At 38.6% G+C, this 16,662-nt stretch carries 13 protein-coding genes and 2 pseudogenes; 2 read left to right on the forward strand and 13 right to left on the reverse strand.

All coding sequences use genetic code 11. The features are described 5' to 3' along the window. Nucleotides 1-23: 23 nt before the first annotated feature. From murD to mraZ, 9 genes are all read right to left on the reverse strand, one after another. The gene (gene murD / locus RCG22_RS08110) at nucleotides 24-1,376 is read right to left on the reverse strand and encodes a UDP-N-acetylmuramoyl-L-alanine--D-glutamate ligase (RefSeq protein ID WP_308106469.1); all 1,353 of its coding nucleotides are present in this window, start codon (nucleotides 1,374-1,376) and stop codon (nucleotides 24-26) included. After that, nucleotides 1,377-2,351, reverse strand: a complete 975-nt coding sequence (mraY, locus tag RCG22_RS08115; protein WP_066252589.1) for a phospho-N-acetylmuramoyl-pentapeptide-transferase — start codon at nucleotides 2,349-2,351, stop codon at nucleotides 1,377-1,379. Between the two features lies 1 nt (nucleotide 2,352). Beyond that, entirely contained in the window at nucleotides 2,353-2,793 is a 441-nt protein-coding gene (locus RCG22_RS08120) for a hypothetical protein (protein ID WP_308106470.1), read from the reverse strand. A gap of 2 nt (nucleotides 2,794-2,795) precedes the next feature. Further along, a complete protein-coding gene (locus RCG22_RS08125) occupies nucleotides 2,796-4,256 on the reverse strand; it encodes a UDP-N-acetylmuramoyl-L-alanyl-D-glutamate--2,6-diaminopimelate ligase (RefSeq protein WP_308106471.1) in 1,461 nt (486 codons plus the stop codon). A gap of 195 nt (nucleotides 4,257-4,451) precedes the next feature. Further along, nucleotides 4,452-6,371 carry a stage V sporulation protein D gene (locus RCG22_RS08130; RefSeq protein ID WP_098261103.1) on the reverse strand — a complete coding sequence of 640 codons (1,920 nt, stop codon included), beginning with the start codon at nucleotides 6,369-6,371 and terminating at the stop codon, nucleotides 4,452-4,454. Between the two features lie 118 nt (nucleotides 6,372-6,489). Continuing rightward, entirely contained in the window at nucleotides 6,490-8,718 is a 2,229-nt protein-coding gene (locus tag RCG22_RS08135) for a penicillin-binding transpeptidase domain-containing protein (protein ID WP_308106472.1), read from the reverse strand. A gap of 1 nt (nucleotide 8,719) precedes the next feature. Further along, on the reverse strand, nucleotides 8,720-9,073 hold the full coding sequence (gene ftsL / locus RCG22_RS08140) for a cell division protein FtsL (protein WP_098261101.1): 354 nt from the start codon (nucleotides 9,071-9,073) through the stop codon (nucleotides 8,720-8,722). Nucleotides 9,074-9,134: 61 nt separating this feature from the next. Next, the gene (rsmH, locus tag RCG22_RS08145) at nucleotides 9,135-10,067 is read right to left on the reverse strand and encodes a 16S rRNA (cytosine(1402)-N(4))-methyltransferase RsmH (RefSeq protein ID WP_308106473.1); all 933 of its coding nucleotides are present in this window, start codon (nucleotides 10,065-10,067) and stop codon (nucleotides 9,135-9,137) included. Between the two features lie 63 nt (nucleotides 10,068-10,130). Continuing rightward, nucleotides 10,131-10,562, reverse strand: a complete 432-nt coding sequence (gene mraZ, locus RCG22_RS08150) for a division/cell wall cluster transcriptional repressor MraZ (RefSeq protein ID WP_066252575.1) — start codon at nucleotides 10,560-10,562, stop codon at nucleotides 10,131-10,133. A gap of 434 nt (nucleotides 10,563-10,996) precedes the next feature. On the opposite strand from mraZ, the pseudogene RCG22_RS25495 reads away from it, so the two are divergent. Both RCG22_RS25495 and RCG22_RS25500 read left to right on the forward strand, forming a co-directional pair. After that, nucleotides 10,997-11,409: pseudogene (locus RCG22_RS25495) on the forward strand (transposase); the annotation flags it as partial. A 1-nt stretch (nucleotide 11,410) separates the two neighbouring features. Continuing rightward, a pseudogene (locus RCG22_RS25500) lies at nucleotides 11,411-11,705 on the forward strand (transposase); the annotation flags it as partial. A gap of 235 nt (nucleotides 11,706-11,940) precedes the next feature. On the opposite strand, the gene bshC reads toward RCG22_RS25500, so the two are convergent. The 4 genes from bshC to RCG22_RS08175 all read right to left on the reverse strand — a co-directional run bounded on the left by bshC (nucleotide 11,941) and on the right by RCG22_RS08175 (nucleotide 16,614). Continuing rightward, nucleotides 11,941-13,575, reverse strand: coding sequence for a bacillithiol biosynthesis cysteine-adding enzyme BshC (gene bshC, locus RCG22_RS08160; protein ID WP_308106474.1), 1,635 nt, complete (start codon nucleotides 13,573-13,575; stop codon nucleotides 11,941-11,943). 88 nt (nucleotides 13,576-13,663) lie between these two features. Then, entirely contained in the window at nucleotides 13,664-14,056 is a 393-nt protein-coding gene (locus RCG22_RS08165) for a DUF3397 domain-containing protein (RefSeq protein ID WP_286137901.1), read from the reverse strand. Beyond that, nucleotides 14,056-14,958: a 2-dehydropantoate 2-reductase gene (locus RCG22_RS08170; RefSeq protein WP_098261097.1), complete on the reverse strand. Its 903-nt coding sequence runs from the start codon at nucleotides 14,956-14,958 to the stop codon at nucleotides 14,056-14,058. Before RCG22_RS08170 ends, RCG22_RS08165 begins: the two co-directional genes overlap by 1 nt. 114 nt (nucleotides 14,959-15,072) lie before the next feature. Next, a complete protein-coding gene (locus RCG22_RS08175; RefSeq protein WP_308106475.1) occupies nucleotides 15,073-16,614 on the reverse strand; it encodes an acyl-CoA carboxylase subunit beta in 1,542 nt (513 codons plus the stop codon). Nucleotides 16,615-16,662 lie beyond the last annotated feature (48 nt).

Raw genomic sequence — 16,662 nt, forward strand, 5'->3', positions numbered from 1 at the left:
CCGCTTTTCTTGTAGACAAGCCCTTACTTAAGCTTATGCACCGCTTCGATAAAAATGTCTCCCCTGACTTCAAAAGTTTTATATTGATCCCAGCTTGCACATGCAGGAGATAACAATATAACATCACCTGTTTCGGAGTAGCGATAAGCTTCAGGCACTGCCTTGTCAACATTATCGACACGTACGATTGTTTTTATTCCAGCCAGTTTCCCAATGCGTTCCATCTTGGGCGCAGTTTGCCCAAATGTAATCATCGCTTTTACATTTTTTAAATAGGGCAGGAGCTCATCAAACTCATTACCGCGGTCTAACCCGCCCGCTAAAAGTATAATTGGAGCTTCAAAAGCAGCCAACGCATTAATCGTTGCTAGGATATTTGTCGCCTTAGAATCATTGTAAAATTTCCTTCCATCTACCTCTGTAACATACTGGAGTCGGTGCCTGACACCAGTAAAGGTTTCCAGAACCCTTTGTATGGCTCTGTTTTCCACTCCTGAAAGCTTTGCTGCAGCCATAGCAGATAAGATATTTTCTAGATTGTGGTTGCCGGGAAGAGCTATATTTTCGATTTCCATCACTTTTTCTCGTTTAAACATTATCCAGCCATCAGAAATATATGCACCTTCCGGAAGTTCCTTCTTTGTCGAAAAAGGAATGATGACGGCCTTAGAATGCCTAGCAACCTCTAAGGTCTCTTCTTGATCGGCATTGACAATTAGATATTCGAGTTCTGTTTGATTTTTTGTGATATTTGCCTTTGCTGCAATATATTCCTGTTTAGTCCCATGATAATCTAAATGGGCATCATATAGATTGGTTAGAATGGCAATCTTTGGATTAAAATCAACAATTCCCATTAGTTGAAACGAAGATAATTCAATGACAATCGTATTTTCTGATGTTGCTTCTTCGGCAACCCCTGATGCAACAGTACCAATATTCCCTGCAATTAGCGGATGCTTTTGACCCGCTTTCATCATTTCATAGACTAAGGTAGTTGTTGTTGTTTTTCCATTTGTTCCTGTAATCCCAATAAACGGGGCTTCCGATATTGCATACGCAAGCTCCACCTCCGTAATGACTGGTATGCCTTTTTCAATAGCTCCTGCAATCATTGGGTTTTTATAAGGAATACCAGGATTCTTGACGATAAGCTCGAATCCCTCATCAAGAAGTTCAATTGGATGTTCACCACAAATGACTTTAATCCCTTGCTCTAACAACCCCTGAGCCTCAGGATTCTCCGAAAAAGGCTTTTTATCATTTACGGTTACAAATGCACCAAGCTTATGTAATAATGCGGCTGCTGTTACCCCGCTTTTAGCTAAACCTAGGACTAGAATTTTTTTATGACTGAAAGAATTAATCTGTTTCACTTATAACCACACCTCAATATAGATTCCTAGTATCGCAAGAATTAATCCAACACTCCAAAAAGTGACGACGACCCGCCATTCTGACCAGCCTACCAATTCATAATGATGATGCAACGGACTCATACGGAAGATCCGTTTCCCAGTCGTTTTAAAGGAAATAACCTGTAAAATAACAGATAAGGTTTCAATGACAAACACGCCGCCAATAATGATCAGCAAAATTTCAAGCTTAGTCAGAATAGCAATCGTAGCAATTGCTCCTCCGAGAGCAAGTGAACCTGTATCTCCCATAAAAACCTTAGCAGGGTGCGCATTAAACACTAAGAACCCTAACACTGCCCCTACAACTGCTACAGAAAAGATTGCAATTTCCATTTGAGATTGATTCCAAGCAAGCACTGCTAATGCACCAAAAGCAATAGCTGCGGTGCCTGACACCAAGCCATCAAGTCCATCTGTTAAGTTGACTGCATTTGAGAAGCCTACTAGCCAGAATATGACGAAGAAGATGAAAAACCAGCCTAAATCAAATGTGGTTTCAGTAAATGGAAGGCTAATTTCAGTAGAGAAGCCCTGTTGTTTGTAAATAAGGTAAAAGATAATGGAAATAATGATTTGACCTGCTAGTTTTTGTTTAGAGGTTAACCCTAAATTCCGTTTTAAGACTACTTTGATAAAATCATCTAAAAAGCCAAGTAATCCAAAGCCAAGTGTTACGAGAAGCAATAAATACGTTTTAACGGTTGGTTCTGAAAATTTACCTGTCATTACAAGAGTTGTAATGACGATTGAAAACATAATCATCACACCGCCCATGGTCGGTGTGCCAGATTTTTTCTGATGGGATTTTGGTCCTTCTTCACGAATGCTTTGTCCAAATTTCAACCTTCTTAAGAAGGGAATAAAAACAGGAGAAAGTAATACCGATATAAGAAAACCCATTATAATTGTGAAAAATATAACTTGCTCAAGCATTTTATTCCCTCCTTTCTGGTTTGTTTTTACTCGTGATCTCGTTTAACATCACAGCTATATCATATGTTTCATTATTTTTATTAAGAAGTTTTTTATTTGAAAATTTAAAGTTAGTTATCTCCATAATTTTGTCTGTTTCTCCATTTAATTTTTCAATATATCGTTTTAAAATAGTTACGATTGCAGCAGCAGGATCGTTTGTAAAGAATACTGGAAATTGATTCGGTATATACCTTGGAAGATCGTAGTTGATATTCCAAATGGCTGCGATCGCCCCATTCGAAATCGCTTCGGAAAGCTCCCCATCCGTTCCATTAAATGATACAAATAATCCTTTTGGCTGTGCTTCGTTTGCTTGGTCGCACACGGAAGCAAACGAATGGTCGTCTTGGATGCCACGGCTATCAAATAGACTCCCCAAGTCTTTCAAAGCTAAATACATAGCTATCTCCCCTCAATTGCTTCTCGTGCCACGAGTCTATCATCAAAATCGTGAACTATATTGCCAATAATTTGATATGTTTCATGTCCTTTACCTGCAATTAAGACCACATCATCTTTTGATGCCTGTTGAATTGCTGTATTAATTGCTTCTTTGCGGTCAGGGATGATTTTATATTTCTCACCCTTAACCCCCGCTTCCATTTCCTTCAAAATTGCTAAAGGGTCTTCACTTCTAGGGTTATCCGAAGTAAGGATTGGATCAGTAGCCCATTGGCAGGCTATCTGAGCCATTAATGGCCGCTTGGTACGATCGCGGTCTCCACCGCAGCCAACAATGACAAAAACTTTTTTCTTCGCAATATGCTGAATCGTTTTTAATACATTTTCAAGACTATCAGGTGTATGGGCATAGTCAACGATAACGGTAAAATCTTGTCCTGCATTTACAAGTTCAAACCTTCCGGAAACACCTTCTACACTTTCAATAGACTTGATAATTTGATTAATTTCGATTCCTGACACAAGGGAAGCAGCTATACTAGCTAAAACATTATAAACACTGAATTTCCCAATTAATTGCATTTGAACCGGATATATTTCTGTTTCAATTATAAGATTGAAACGAGTGCCTGAAGAAGTCATTTGAATATCCTTCGCCTGAATATCAGCCCTCATGTCAATACCATAGGTAACTATATGTGCAGCGGTTGCCCTGCTATACATTTCTGATGCTTGGTCATCTGCATTTAAAACAGCAAATTTGGGGTGTTGATGATTAAATGTATTCCCAAGCTGGGCAAATAATAAACTTTTGGCACGCTTATATTCGTCCATTGTTTTATGATAATCAAGATGGTCCTGCGTTAGATTTGTGAAAACTGCCACATCATAATCACAGCCATGTACCCTGCCAAGATCTAAGGCATGCGAAGACACTTCCATTACTGCTGTTTCTACCCCTCTATCAACCATTTGTTGAAAGGTTTTTTGCAATGTCAAGCTTTCAGGAGTTGTGTTTTTTGTTTCAATGGTCTCTTCAGCAATTTTAGTGTACATCGTGCCTATCAAACCTGTCCTTTGACCGGCATCTACCATTATTTTTTCAATTAAATGGCTGGTGGTTGTTTTCCCGTTTGTTCCTGTGATTCCAATTAAATGCAGCTTTTTGGTTGGCTGCCCATAAAAGGAATCAGCAAGCACAGCCATTGCTCTTGTTGTATCTTTCACAAGAATTACCGGCACATCAAGTGCTATCGGACGTTCTGCAAGTATGGCTGCTGCACCGTTTTTAACAGCTGCTTTCGCAAAATCATGGCCGTCAACTGTGTAGCCTTTAATACAAATAAATAAGCTCCCGTTTTGCACCTTTCGATTATCGTTCTCAATCGATGTAATTTCCAAATCCTCACCTTTAAAAGGAATTAAAAGATGCAAATTCTTAAGCAGCTTTTGTAGCTTCATTTCACTCAAATCCTCTCATAACCGTTCAAACAAAATACCGGTATCTACCTTAGGGATCTTTCCCTAACGAAAGTTCCATCTTATTTTACATTAAAATATTTTATTTTGCTATTTAGTAATCAAACCTTAATGAAAAAATTAGGCGGCGGAAACCATTCCGACCGCCCTGCCACAAAGAATTGCATTTCCCCCGAATTAATCTTCCTTCCCGAAATATAGCCTTATTTTCGAGCCTTCTTTGACTTTGGCTCCTGCTTCAGGTGATTGTCTAATCACCACATCTCCCTCTCCACTTGCATCCACCTTTAAGTTAATAAGCTGATCCATTAACTCCATTTTCGTTAAACCAGTAAAATCAGGGAGCTTTATTAAAGGGGTATCCGGCCATTTTAGTTCTTTTTCAATTTGGTCTTTTCTCGGCTTAATACCCATTGCTTTCATGCTATCCTTCATAATATTACCTACGATTGGAGCCGTGATGGTTCCCCCAAATGCCGTTACTCCTTTCGGATTATCAACAGCAACATATACGACAATCTCTGGGTCATCTGCAGGAGCAAAGCCCATAAAAGAAACAATAAAGTTATTTTCTAAATATCTCCCGTTTTGTGCTTTTTGCGCTGTACCAGTTTTACCACCTACACGGTAGCCTTCAACAAATGCCCTACCACCTGTCCCTTGGGCGACAACACTTTCAAGTGCATGGCGAATTTCTTTTGAAGTCTTTTCGGAAATTATTCTTCTTTTTTCAACTGGAGAATTTCTCATCACAATCTCTTTTGTTACGGGATCAATTAACTCCTTCGCAATAAACGGCTTGTATAATATTCCACCATTGACCGCTGCGGACACTGCAGTTACCTGCTGGATAGGTGTTACAGATACTCCTTGTCCAAAAGCAGTCGTTGCCTGTTCAACAGGACCTACTCGATTCAAATTAAATAATATCCCCGTACCTTCTCCTTGTAAATCAATACCCGTTTTCTGTCCAAACCCAAAATCCTTAACATATTTAAAAAGCTTCTCTTTTCCCAAACGATCACCTAATTCAACAAAGCCAGGGTTACACGAGTTTTCAACCACTTCTAAAAAGGTTTGATCACCATGACCGCCCCTCTTCCAGCATTTTAACCTCGCCCCGGCTACCTGAACCGAACCAGAATCATGGAAATGTTCCTTCTCCAAGTTAACCTTTCCTTCATTCAATGCTGCAGCCAGGGTAATGATCTTAAAAGTTGAACCAGGTTCATAGGTTGACCAAACTGGCAGGTTCCGGTTATAGACCTCTTGGGGGACATTCCGGAAATTTGCAGGATCAAAAGTCGGTCTGCTTGACATGGCTAAAATTTCACCACTATTTGGGTTCATGGCAAGTGCAATAATACCATCTGGATTGTATTTCGCCTCAGCAATATCCAGTTCTCTTTCGACAATAGTTTGTATTTTTGAATCGATTGTCAGTTTTAAATCAAGACCGTTAATTGGCTGTTCATAATCATCTGCCATACTATTCATTCTTTTTCCTTTGGCATCCGCATAAAACTTAACTGCTCCACGTTCACCGCTTAACTCTTTATCATAGTACTGCTCTAGCCCCATCAATCCTTGGTTATCCACCCCGGTAAATCCAAGCACATGAGAAAGATAACTCCCATTTGGGTAATGGCGCTTGGAGTCTTCCCCAATATAGACGCCATCTAGACCAAGGGCTCTGATCTCTTTTGCCTTTTCATGGGAAATTTTTCTTCCTTCCTTTATCCGCACGGAAGAAGCACTTTTTGTAATTTCTCGATATGCTTTCTCTTTTGGCATATTTAACACGGAGGCCAGCTTCTCTGCTGTTGCAGCCGGATCTTTTACTTGTCTTGGCATAACATAAACAGTTGGCGCACTAATATTTGTTGCCAGTGGCACCCCATTACGGTCAACAATTTGTCCACGCTCAGGTTCGAAGGGGATATTACGACTCCATGAGTCCCTTGCCCCAGAAGTCAGCCAATCCCCCAAAACAAATTGAACATATCCAAGCCGTACATCAATAATTAAGAAGGTTAGAATACCAACAAATAGAGCAATCATTAAACGTTTGCGAACAGTTACATTAGAAACACGCATTTTTTGAACGAACCTCCTTTTTCTATCGTTCATTTATATGCTTGTACTCCCTGTATTAGAACGCAGCTTAACGTGTATAAAGAAGAGAAAATCCCACTTAAATAAGCGGGATTAACAATTAATCTTGGACTTTTACTTCAGTTTTTTCTTGGACGTCTGATCCAGCCTTATTGTCTAAATTCCATTGCTCTTCAGGGGTTTTTAAATCAACTATTAAGAAATCACCGTTTCGCATAATAGTCTTTGGTTTGATATTCTGCTGAGCTACGTAGCCTTGGCCCTTTGAATTTAGTTTTAAGCCTGCAATATTAGCAACTTTCATGACATCTCTAAGTGACCATCCTGTCATATTTGGGGCAAGTTTTTCTCCATCAGTTTGGATAATTACCTTTTCACCTTCTAAAACAGTCGTTCCTGACGCTGGCAGTTGTCTGACAACCTTTACTCCCTTACCAATTACAACCGATTCAATACCTTTTGCCTTTAGTTCCTTTTCAGTTTCATCGGCCGACTTCCCAATAAAATCTGACAGTTTGTTTAATTGTGCTTTTTGACTCTTAGAAGGCTTAATATTTAAATATTGCAGGCTGTTTTTCATGACAGGGTTAAAAATACCCGATACAGGAAGGGCACCCATCCCAGTACCGTCAAGATCAGGCTGCTGAACAGCAACATAGACAATTAATTTGGGATCATCCTTAGGGGCCATACCTAGAAACGAAAACATATAATTATCTGCCCCTTGTAAATACCTTCCGTTCGGCCCTGGTATATTAGCGGTCCCCGTCTTCCCGGCAACACTGTACCCATCGATTTTATAACGGCCACCCGTTCCATTTGGTGAGGTAACAACGGTTTCAAGGATATCGCGGACCTGTTTTGCTGTTTCTTTTGATATTGGAGTTGAAACTACTTCAGGAGAGTTTGATTTAATTGTTTCTCCTGTATCATGATTAACAATTTTTTTGACAACATGCGGTTTTATCATTTTCCCGTCATTAGCTATTGCTGTTGCCGCTTGAATTTGTTGAATCGGTGTTATTGCCGTTCCTTGTCCGTAGGCCGTCGTAATTTTTTCAATCGGATAGGTAAACTGAATCTTTCCAGATGTTTCATCTGGAAGGTCAATGCCTGTAGGTTTATCAAAACCAAACTTTGTTAAATATTCTCTAAACTTTTCAAATCCCAACTTCTCTTTTGCGATTTTCGCAAAGGCAACGTTAGACGAACGTTGCACACCTTCAAGATAAGAGATCGTTCCCCACCCTGAGTAATTATGGTCATGAATTGCTTTGTCCTTATTAGTGACTTGATAGGAGCCAGATTGATAGGTTTCATTCGGATTAAATACCTTTTCCTGGACAGCTGCTGCAAGCGTAAAAATTTTCATCGTCGAACCGGGTTCAAATGAGGTTTCAATCGCTTCATTATGCCAGCCTTTATCAATCCCTTCTTTTGTTTTCGGATGAAAGGTCGGGCGTTGCCCCATCGCTAATATTTCCCCCGTTTTCGGATCTGCAACTATTGCAATAATTTTTTCAGGTTTATATTCCTTGTCTACCTTGTTCATTGCATCTTCTAGAAAGGTTTGTATTTTTTGGTCGATGGTCAAATAGACATCATTCCCATTTTGAGCAGGAGAAATTTTTTCCTTCCCATCAGGAAGTATATACCCCCATAAATCGCTCTCAAAATTTACCTTCCCATTCTTCCCTGTTAATTCATCGTTAAGAATTTTCTCAATTCCCATTTTCCCAATCGATTTAATCGTTTTATCTTTTTGCTCAATCCGGTCTGCATACCCCACTAAATGTGAAGCGAAAACTCCATTTGGGTAAAAGCGTTTGGAATCACGAATAAAAGTGATTCCTGGCAGCTTCAAATCTTCTATCTTTTTCTTTGTTTGATTTGTAATATCTCTGCCTGACTTACCAAACTCAACTTGAAACTTTTTACTTTTTTTCCCTTTGGATAAGATACTATAAATCTCTGATTCATCCATTTCTAGGTACTTTGACAATTCTCTTGCTGTTTTGTCCAGATTTTTTACATGCTGTGGTTTTTTTGGATTTGTTGTCATCTTCTTATCTAAAATTGCAATTATGGTATATGCATTGGTATCCTCTGCAATTACTCCGCCATTCCGGTCAAAGATATCGCCCCTTAAGGCAGTCAAATTCCCTTCTCTGCTATATTTTTCTTGTGCTTTCGCCGCTAGCGGCTGCCCGTCAACCTCTCCGGAGATTTGAATAGAAAAATACCTAAAAATTAATACAAAAAAGAGCAAGCCAAAAAATCCAAATAAAATGGCTGCTCCTACATTCATATATGGCTGTTTCTTGTTCATTTTAATGCACTACCTTGACATTATTTTCATCTTTAATAAGGCCCATATCCTTAGCCTTTTTATAAATCCGGTCGTAAGCACTTAATTCGCTTACTTGTACCTGTAAATCGCTATTTACCTTCTGTTGTTCAGATACTTTTGCTTCGATAATCTGAATATCTTTATTGACCTCGTAAATTTTTGCTTGGTTCGAAATAATATGAACGGCACCAAAACACACAAATCCGGCAAAGGCTAGTCCAATTATTTTTTCTCCAGGAGTGAGCCAGGATTTTTTGATTAGTACTTGACTCTTTTTTTCGACTTTCTTCTCTGTTAGTTGCTGCTCTAAATACTTCCTGGCAAGATTACTCAAACATTTCCCCTCCAGATTTTTTCTTTTTCTTTTTCTGTCACGGCCTAGGCGATGGCATTTTTTATAATTTTTCTGCTATACGGAGCTTTGCAGACCTTGCACGATTGTTTTGTTCCAATTCTTCTTCAGAAGGAAGAATAGGTTTCCGTGAAATTAGCTTTAAAATCGGTTTATACTCATCTGGAATGATTGGTAAACCTGGAGGTAAATTAGGAGTTTCACTTGCTTTCTTAAAGGCTGCTTTACAAATCCTGTCCTCTAGAGAGTGAAAGGTAATAACACTTATTCTCCCCGCTGGGTTTAATAAATCGATTGCTTGATTTATTGACTTTTCAAACACAGCTAATTCATCATTGACAGCAATCCTGACTGCTTGAAAAACCCGCTTGGCAGGATGTCCACCTTTTCTTCTAGCCGGCGCCGGGATAGCATCCTTTATCAATTCAACTAATTCTGCTGTTGTCTCAATCGGTTTCAAAGCTCTTGCCGCTTCAATTTTACGGGCTATTTGTTTAGAGAATTTCTCTTCACCATAGCGAAAAAAGATGCGAACTAAGTCTTCCCATGCCCAATGATTAATCACGTCATAGGCAGAAACATCTGCTTCATTATCCATCCTCATATCGAGTGGTGCATCATGATGGTAGCTAAAACCTCTTTCCGGTGTATCCAATTGTGGCGAGGATACCCCGAGATCGTATAGAACTCCGTCCACCTTAGCAATTCCTCGATTTTCTAGTTCTTCTTTTAAATATAGGAAATTGCTTTTAATTATCTCTAATTGGTCTCCATATTGCGCTAACTTCTCTTTAGCATGTACAATCGCAGTTTCATCCTGGTCAAATGCAAAGAGTTTTCCTTGGGGCCCGAGTTTTGAAAGAATCAAGGCACTATGTCCTGCCCCACCCAAAGTACAATCAACATAAATACCATCTGACTTAATATTTAATCCTTCAACAGCTTCCTTTAACAACACAGTTGTATGTTCAAACATGTAGTAACCACCTTTTCCAATCGAACGATCTATAACAGAAATTATATTAACATAATTTATCCATTATATATCAAAGCCAATCATATTTTCTGCAATTTCCGCAAAAGATTCTTCTGACTGTGAAAAATAGTCTTCCCAAATCTGTTTGCTCCAAATTTCAATTCGATTGGAAACACCCAAAATTACACATTCTTTTTCTAGCTTTGCATATTGCAATAGTGGTGCTGGGATATTAATTCTTCCTTGCTTATCAAGTTCACTTTCTGTTGCTCCAGAAAAGAAGAAGCGAGTAAAAGCACGGGCATCTTTTTTTGTCAGAGGTAAGCCTTTTAACTTTTCTTCAATCAGCTCCCACTCTGATATGGGGTAACCAAATAAACATTGATCCAATCCACGCGTGATTATAAACATCTCACCAAGCTCATCACGGAATTTGGAGGGCACAATCATGCGGCCTTTATTATCAATGCTGTGATGGTATTCACCCATGAACATACCCATGACCCCCACTTTCTATTAAAAATGTACCACATTCCCCCACTTTCCACCACCTATTTTTTAACTATTCGCCTTAATTCTTAATATTCCTTTTTCATTATGTTATTTTTTTACAAAAAAAGAAAAACTCCACTGCTTAAGTGGAGTCAGGCTTTCGAGAAACTCTCGACAGCCTCTTATTTTATTCAGATATTTTAATAATCCACTGCATTAATTTGCTTAAATATTATTAGTTTAAGCTTTGGGACTTGTCTGTTGATTGGCACTCCAGACACTTCGCTTTCCGCGGGCGTGCCGGGGAGCCTCCTCGGCGCTGAAGCGCCTGCGGGGTCTCCCCTGCCCCGTACTCCCGCAGGAGTCTTCGTGTCTTCCGTACCAATCAACAGAGTGTTATTAATAAATCTTAATAATCTACCAATATCTAATAAAAAGTGGCGAAATCAAAGTTTAAGCTAAAAGAATCTAACCAAAAAGAATATGAATTTATTTCAAATGATGAATTAGGTCCTGATCATCACCTTCTTCGTTTGATTGATAAATTTATTGATTTTTCTTTCCTTACTGAAAAAATTCATCCGTATTATAGTGATGACAATGGACGCCCTTCCAACCCACTTATTCTATTTAAAATGATGTTTATTGGTTATATTTACGGTATCCGTTCAGAAAGACAATTACAAAGAGAAATTGAAATGAATGTTGCTTACCGTTAGTTTTTAGGTTTTTAGGTTTGAAGTTCAAAGATCCTGTTCCACACCACTCTACGATCAGTTGGAATCGCCAGCACCGATTTAATGGTACCAATATTTTTCGGGAATTATTTGATGAAATCGTCCTTCATGCAACGCTCCAAAAATAAGGTAAAAGTAGTGACACGTCATGTTTGGGAGGAGCACAAAGAAAAGGTAAGGAAAAATCGCTTATCTAAATCTGGAAAAATGCTTTATAAATTTAGGAAGGAAAAAATTGAGAGAAGCTTCGCAGACTCAGGAAGAGCTGCAAGGGCTTCGCTATTGCCGGTTACGGGGATTAAAGAATGCAAGTGAACAGGCTCTCCTTACGGCAGCCTGCCAAAGTATGCCACTTAGCCAAGTTGGAAAAATTGTGTGGCGATTCTTCAGGTTGATTTCTCCCTGTTGATTTGCGCGGAAGGCACGAAGACTCCTGCGGGAGTACGGGGCAGGGGAGACCCCGCAGGCGCTTCAGCGCCGAGGAGGCTCCCCGCCACGCCCGCGGAAAGCGAAGTGCCTGGAGCGCAAATCAACAGGATCATTAGCAGGGACAAAAATCAATAATTGGTTTCGGTGAAAAAAAAATTGCCGAGAAAAGCACCCTTTCTCGACAATCTGACTCCACTTCTAAAGTGGAGTTTAACTTAAAATTTCATAACCTTGTGCCGTCCATCAAATTCGAAACTTCCTGCCATTAAGTCATTAATAATGTTCAATCCATATTGATTGAGATAATAAAAGATATTCCAAACCCTTTCTTGAGGAAAGCCGTCTGGTCTTAAAGCAAGATCAACACGTGCATATTTTTTAATAATATTATCGTGTTTTAATCGTACCGATTCATCTAATTTCTTTTCCAAAAACTCGATTTCTTTTATTAAATAACTTTCGTTTTTCTTTAACAAAGGTAACAGTCCGCGGTCCAACTCGAGCGTTTTTGCTTCTAATTGACGATACTGCTTTACTAATTGGTCTTTCGTCATTGAAAATAGTGACTCCACTTCTTTATCCTTAATTGATTCTAGAAATTGGTGTCTTCCTTTTTCCGTACCACCGCTCAATACGTCTGCTAAATTTAGATGTAATTCTGCCACATCCGTTTCAACTGATCGGTCAAGGATAGTAATATTCAAACGGGGTACTATCGGCGGCATTTTAATATCAAAATGTTCAAAAACTAATTTGAGTTCTGCCCAGTATGCTATTTCTCCTGGACCCGCAATAAAAGCAATTGTTGGAAAAAGCCATTCCTGCATTAACGGCCGCGTCACCACATTATTGCTTAAATAAGCCGGATTCTCCTCAGCAAGCACGACTAAATGTTCTCTCGTAAATGCCAAGGAACCACTTTTCCCCACAAAACGATCCTTCCCTCGATCGTATTCAAGTAAAATCCGTTCACCCATATTTTGATCATAGTAAAATAGGTTTGCATTTTCTTCACTTGCTTCAATCGTAATTGGAAAACCACTTTTTTCAATTTTCCTCTGTTGTTCCAATAATTTGTCTGTTATTGCTTCATGTTGAAAAATTTGACTCTTGAAAAATTCTTTCTGCAGCTGACGAAACTCTTTGTTACCAGAATCGACAATTAACAACCCATAATCCTTAAACAGTTCCATAATTATATTTGCAAAAAAGTCAACGAAGGTAGCTGAAATCGACACTTGTTCTTTCGCAAATTCTAATAATTTATTCGTGTGCTCGGTCTCACCGAAATTCTCAATTAGATTTTGCATCCATGTAAGACAAACCTCTTGATTTAACTGTATATCAGAGACCATTTTCTTCTTAACTACTCTTTCCGGATAGGTCCATTTATCCGCCTTTTGATTAACGGGCACAAATACATGATTAACTTCTTGGAAATCATGATCTTCTCCCGCAATCCAAAATACAGGAACAACTGGTATTCCTAGCTGCTTCTCCTTTTGTTCCGCTAACTTAATAATTGAAATAACTTTATGTATTGAATAAAGCGGTCCTGTTAAGATACCTGCCTGCTGCCCCCCAATAACTACGAGGCTATTATTTGTTTTAAGTTTATCAATTGACTTTATAACAGCTTCAGACGATGGAAACCGCTTCATAAAGCTCTCAATGTGTTCAGCAACTTCCACGCGAGGAAAGGACCGGTTACTTAGTTCAGAAACCCTTTTGTCATCATCAGTAAATTCATTATACCTGTAATGAAAAAAAGACTGGATTTCAGGAGATTGTTCCAAATAATTCGACGCAAACCGATTTGTTGCTGGTAGAGAGAGATTTAAAATCTCCATTCATGTACTTCCTTTCTGATCACCCAAATTCATTCTTTTAAGAGTATACCACTACCAACCGCATTTGAAAAAAACTTTGGCTTACTATTCAGTTGGAAAAGGTAAATATTATTGCCCGATGAAGTAATCCAAATAGAGTTAAGGTAATATATGCCAGGAGGAAGAGAATAAAATTAAATCGCCAAAAACCCTTCAACACTTTTCTCAAGACAATTTCTTCTTTAACCTTCCAATGAACAAACACAAAAATCATTGCAATTAAAATCATTATCAGTATTATTAACCAAAAAAGCGATTTCCCCCAAATAGTTTCAATTAAAAAATGAACTGAAATAACAAATAAAATTGTTGTGTAATCAAGAGCCTTGTGAACTGATTTCCGGTTATTGTTTGTCACTAGTTTTGTAATAATAAACACAAGTAGAAATCCTAAAAATGGTAATGCAAAGAATATAGAAATTATAGAGGATAAAAAAGCCATCAAGAAGTTACCCCCTTTATCCACTCTTTCCCTTTTATTAAATAATAAAGGGTTTCAATGGTAGGTGCCGTCATTTCTTTGCGTTGTGCTTCCCCTAAAATATAACCAAGGATTGCATCTACTTCTGTCATTCTGTTTGCTTCAATATCTTTAAGCATGGAGGAGCGGTTTTCGGAAGTATTTTTACAAATATCAATAATTTGCTGCAAATGATCTTCAACATTTTCCAAAGTTAATACTGTTGAAATTTCGGAAAATAATTTTTTTAATACTTGAAGGTAGTATTGATTTTTTATTAATTCACCATTGTTCACCTGAAGGATGGCTGTTAATGGATTAATCACTGCGTTGACAATTAATTTATTTTGCAGCATTCTCATGTAATCTTTTTTGAGAATCACTGGAAATTCATTTGGCGCTGAGGAAACAAACTCATTCAAAAGAGTTGGATCCCCCTTAAAAACAGCAACATTTGTTATTCCCTCACCATTATGAGCTAGAGTAAATAAATTCTCTTTAAGTGCTCCGTGTTCCACAGACCCCACAAAAATATTTGTATTCGAAATCACTGACAGCTGTTTTAAATGCCCCATACCATTCTGTAAAAATAATAGATTGTTAGGAGTTATCGGGAACCGATTAATTGTCTCAATGATTGGATTAAGTTGATACTGTTTAACGGCGATTATTGTTAGATCCTCCGCTCCCGTCCACTCTGAAATGGGCAGGGCCTTTACAAAGGAAATCGTTTGTTCTCCTTTTTTCTTTAGAACGATCCCATATTTATTTAACTCAGATGCTTGCTCTGTCGTTCTTGTGTAGACTGTAACCTCAAATACTCTACTAATATAAGCGGCAAATAATAAGCCAATCGAACCAGCACCTATAATTCCTACCCTCATGGAAACCCCTCTTTTTAGTCAACTTTACCCATATTTTATCAGAAGCTGTCGATAGTTTGTTAGAAAGATTAGAAAAAAAAGCCCTATTCGATAATCATCGATTAGGACTTACAATCAGACAGGATAAACCGGATGCTTGCGGACGCTGAAAGTTATTTCTTTTGTTTCATAGTAAGTAAAGCGTTGAATAAGCACATTTCGTAATTCAGATGGAGCAACAATTTCATCTACAATAAGCTCGGATGCTAGCTTATAAATATCGATATGTTCTTTGTATTCTCTCTGCTTCTCTAGGACAAAAGCATTTTTTTCTTTTGGGTCTTTTATTTCATTAATCTTATTTGAATAAACGGCATTGACAGCAGCTTCCGGCCCCATAACAGCAATCTGCGCAGTCGGCAACGCTATGCAGCAATCCGGTTCAAAAGCAGGACCTGCCATGGCATATAAACCGGCACCATATGCTTTCCTAATAATGACAGATATTTTCGGAACGGTGCTTGAACTCATTGCAGCAATAAATTTTGCTCCATGACGGATAATCCCAGCACGTTCAACCTTTGTTCCGATCATAAAGCCAGGTACATCTGCCAAAAATAATAATGGGAGATGAAATGCATCACAAAGCTGAATAAATTTAGCAGCTTTATCAGCAGAATCAACGAATAAAACGCCGCCTTTTACTTTTGGCTGATTAGCAATAATTCCAATCGCTCTTCCATCGATTCTAGCTAATCCAGTTATCAATTCTGAGGCAAATAATTTTTTAATTTCATAAAAACTATCTTGGTCCACAAGCCTATCAATACATTCATACATATCAAACGGGGCGTTCTGGTTTTCTGGAATGATTGCTTCTAATTCACGTCCCTGTTTCGCAGCAATCCCATTAGTCATCTTTGTTTTTTCTTTAAAACTGCCTGGAAAGAAGCTGATATACTTTTTAGCTGATTCTATCGCTTCTTCCTCATTAAAGGTGAGTACATCCCCACAGCCACTGACAGAACAATGCATCTTTGCACCGCCCATTTCTTCAAGCGATACCTTTTCGCCGATAACCTTTTCAGCCATGCGGGGTGATCCCAAATACATAGAAGCATTTTGATCGACCATAATTACAATATCGCAAAATGCAGGGATGTAAGCTCCACCTGCCGCGGATGGGCCAAACAGAATACACACTTGAGGAATCATCCCGGAAAGCTTCACTTGATTATAAAAGATTTTTCCAGCGCCACGACGATTTGGAAACATCTCAACTTGATCTGTAATTCTCGCTCCAGCAGAATCGACCAGATAAAATAACGGAACTTTTAATTTCTCGGCTACTTCTTGAATGCGAATAATTTTTTCAACCGTTTTTGCTCCCCATGAACCTGCTTTGATTGTCGAATCATTTGCCATGACACATACCGTCTGGCCTTTAATTCTACCAATCGCCGTTACAACACCATCAGCAGGAAGATCCCCGGCTTTAAAATTGGCAAACTTACCATCTTCTTCATAATTTCCTCCATCAAACAATAAAGCAAGACGTTCTCGAACAAAAAGCTTTTTTTGTTCTTTAGCCTTCTCATGATATTTTGGATGTCCGCCCGCCTCAATCATCTTACGGTTCTCGTTTAAGTGATTATTCCATGTGTTATTTACAGCCATAATTCCCCTCCTCAAAAAACTTCCGTAAATATGTTTCTGAATCATTCT

The organism is Neobacillus nitrireducens (assembly GCF_030915405.1).
In the GTDB taxonomy this organism is placed as follows: Bacteria; Bacillota; Bacilli; order Bacillales; family Cytobacillaceae; genus Neobacillus.

Coding starts and splice junctions, on each gene's coding strand:
- mraY (WP_066252589.1), bottom strand. CDS start 2,351: ATGCTTGAGCAAGTTATATTTTTCACAATTATAATGGGTTTTCTTATA.
- RCG22_RS08120 (WP_308106470.1), bottom strand. CDS start 2,793: ATGTATTTAGCTTTGAAAGACTTGGGGAGTCTATTTGATAGCCGTGGC.
- RCG22_RS08125 (WP_308106471.1), bottom strand. CDS start 4,256: ATGAAGCTACAAAAGCTGCTTAAGAATTTGCATCTTTTAATTCCTTTT.
- RCG22_RS08130 (WP_098261103.1), bottom strand. CDS start 6,371: ATGCGTGTTTCTAATGTAACTGTTCGCAAACGTTTAATGATTGCTCTA.
- RCG22_RS08135 (WP_308106472.1), bottom strand. CDS start 8,718: ATGAACAAGAAACAGCCATATATGAATGTAGGAGCAGCCATTTTATTT.
- rsmH (WP_308106473.1), bottom strand. CDS start 10,067: ATGTTTGAACATACAACTGTGTTGTTAAAGGAAGCTGTTGAAGGATTA.
- mraZ (WP_066252575.1), bottom strand. CDS start 10,562: ATGTTCATGGGTGAATACCATCACAGCATTGATAATAAAGGCCGCATG.
- bshC (WP_308106474.1), bottom strand. CDS start 13,575: ATGGAGATTTTAAATCTCTCTCTACCAGCAACAAATCGGTTTGCGTCG.
- RCG22_RS08165 (WP_286137901.1), bottom strand. CDS start 14,056: ATGGCTTTTTTATCCTCTATAATTTCTATATTCTTTGCATTACCATTT.
- RCG22_RS08170 (WP_098261097.1), bottom strand. CDS start 14,958: ATGAGGGTAGGAATTATAGGTGCTGGTTCGATTGGCTTATTATTTGCC.
- RCG22_RS08175 (WP_308106475.1), bottom strand. CDS start 16,614: ATGGCTGTAAATAACACATGGAATAATCACTTAAACGAGAACCGTAAG.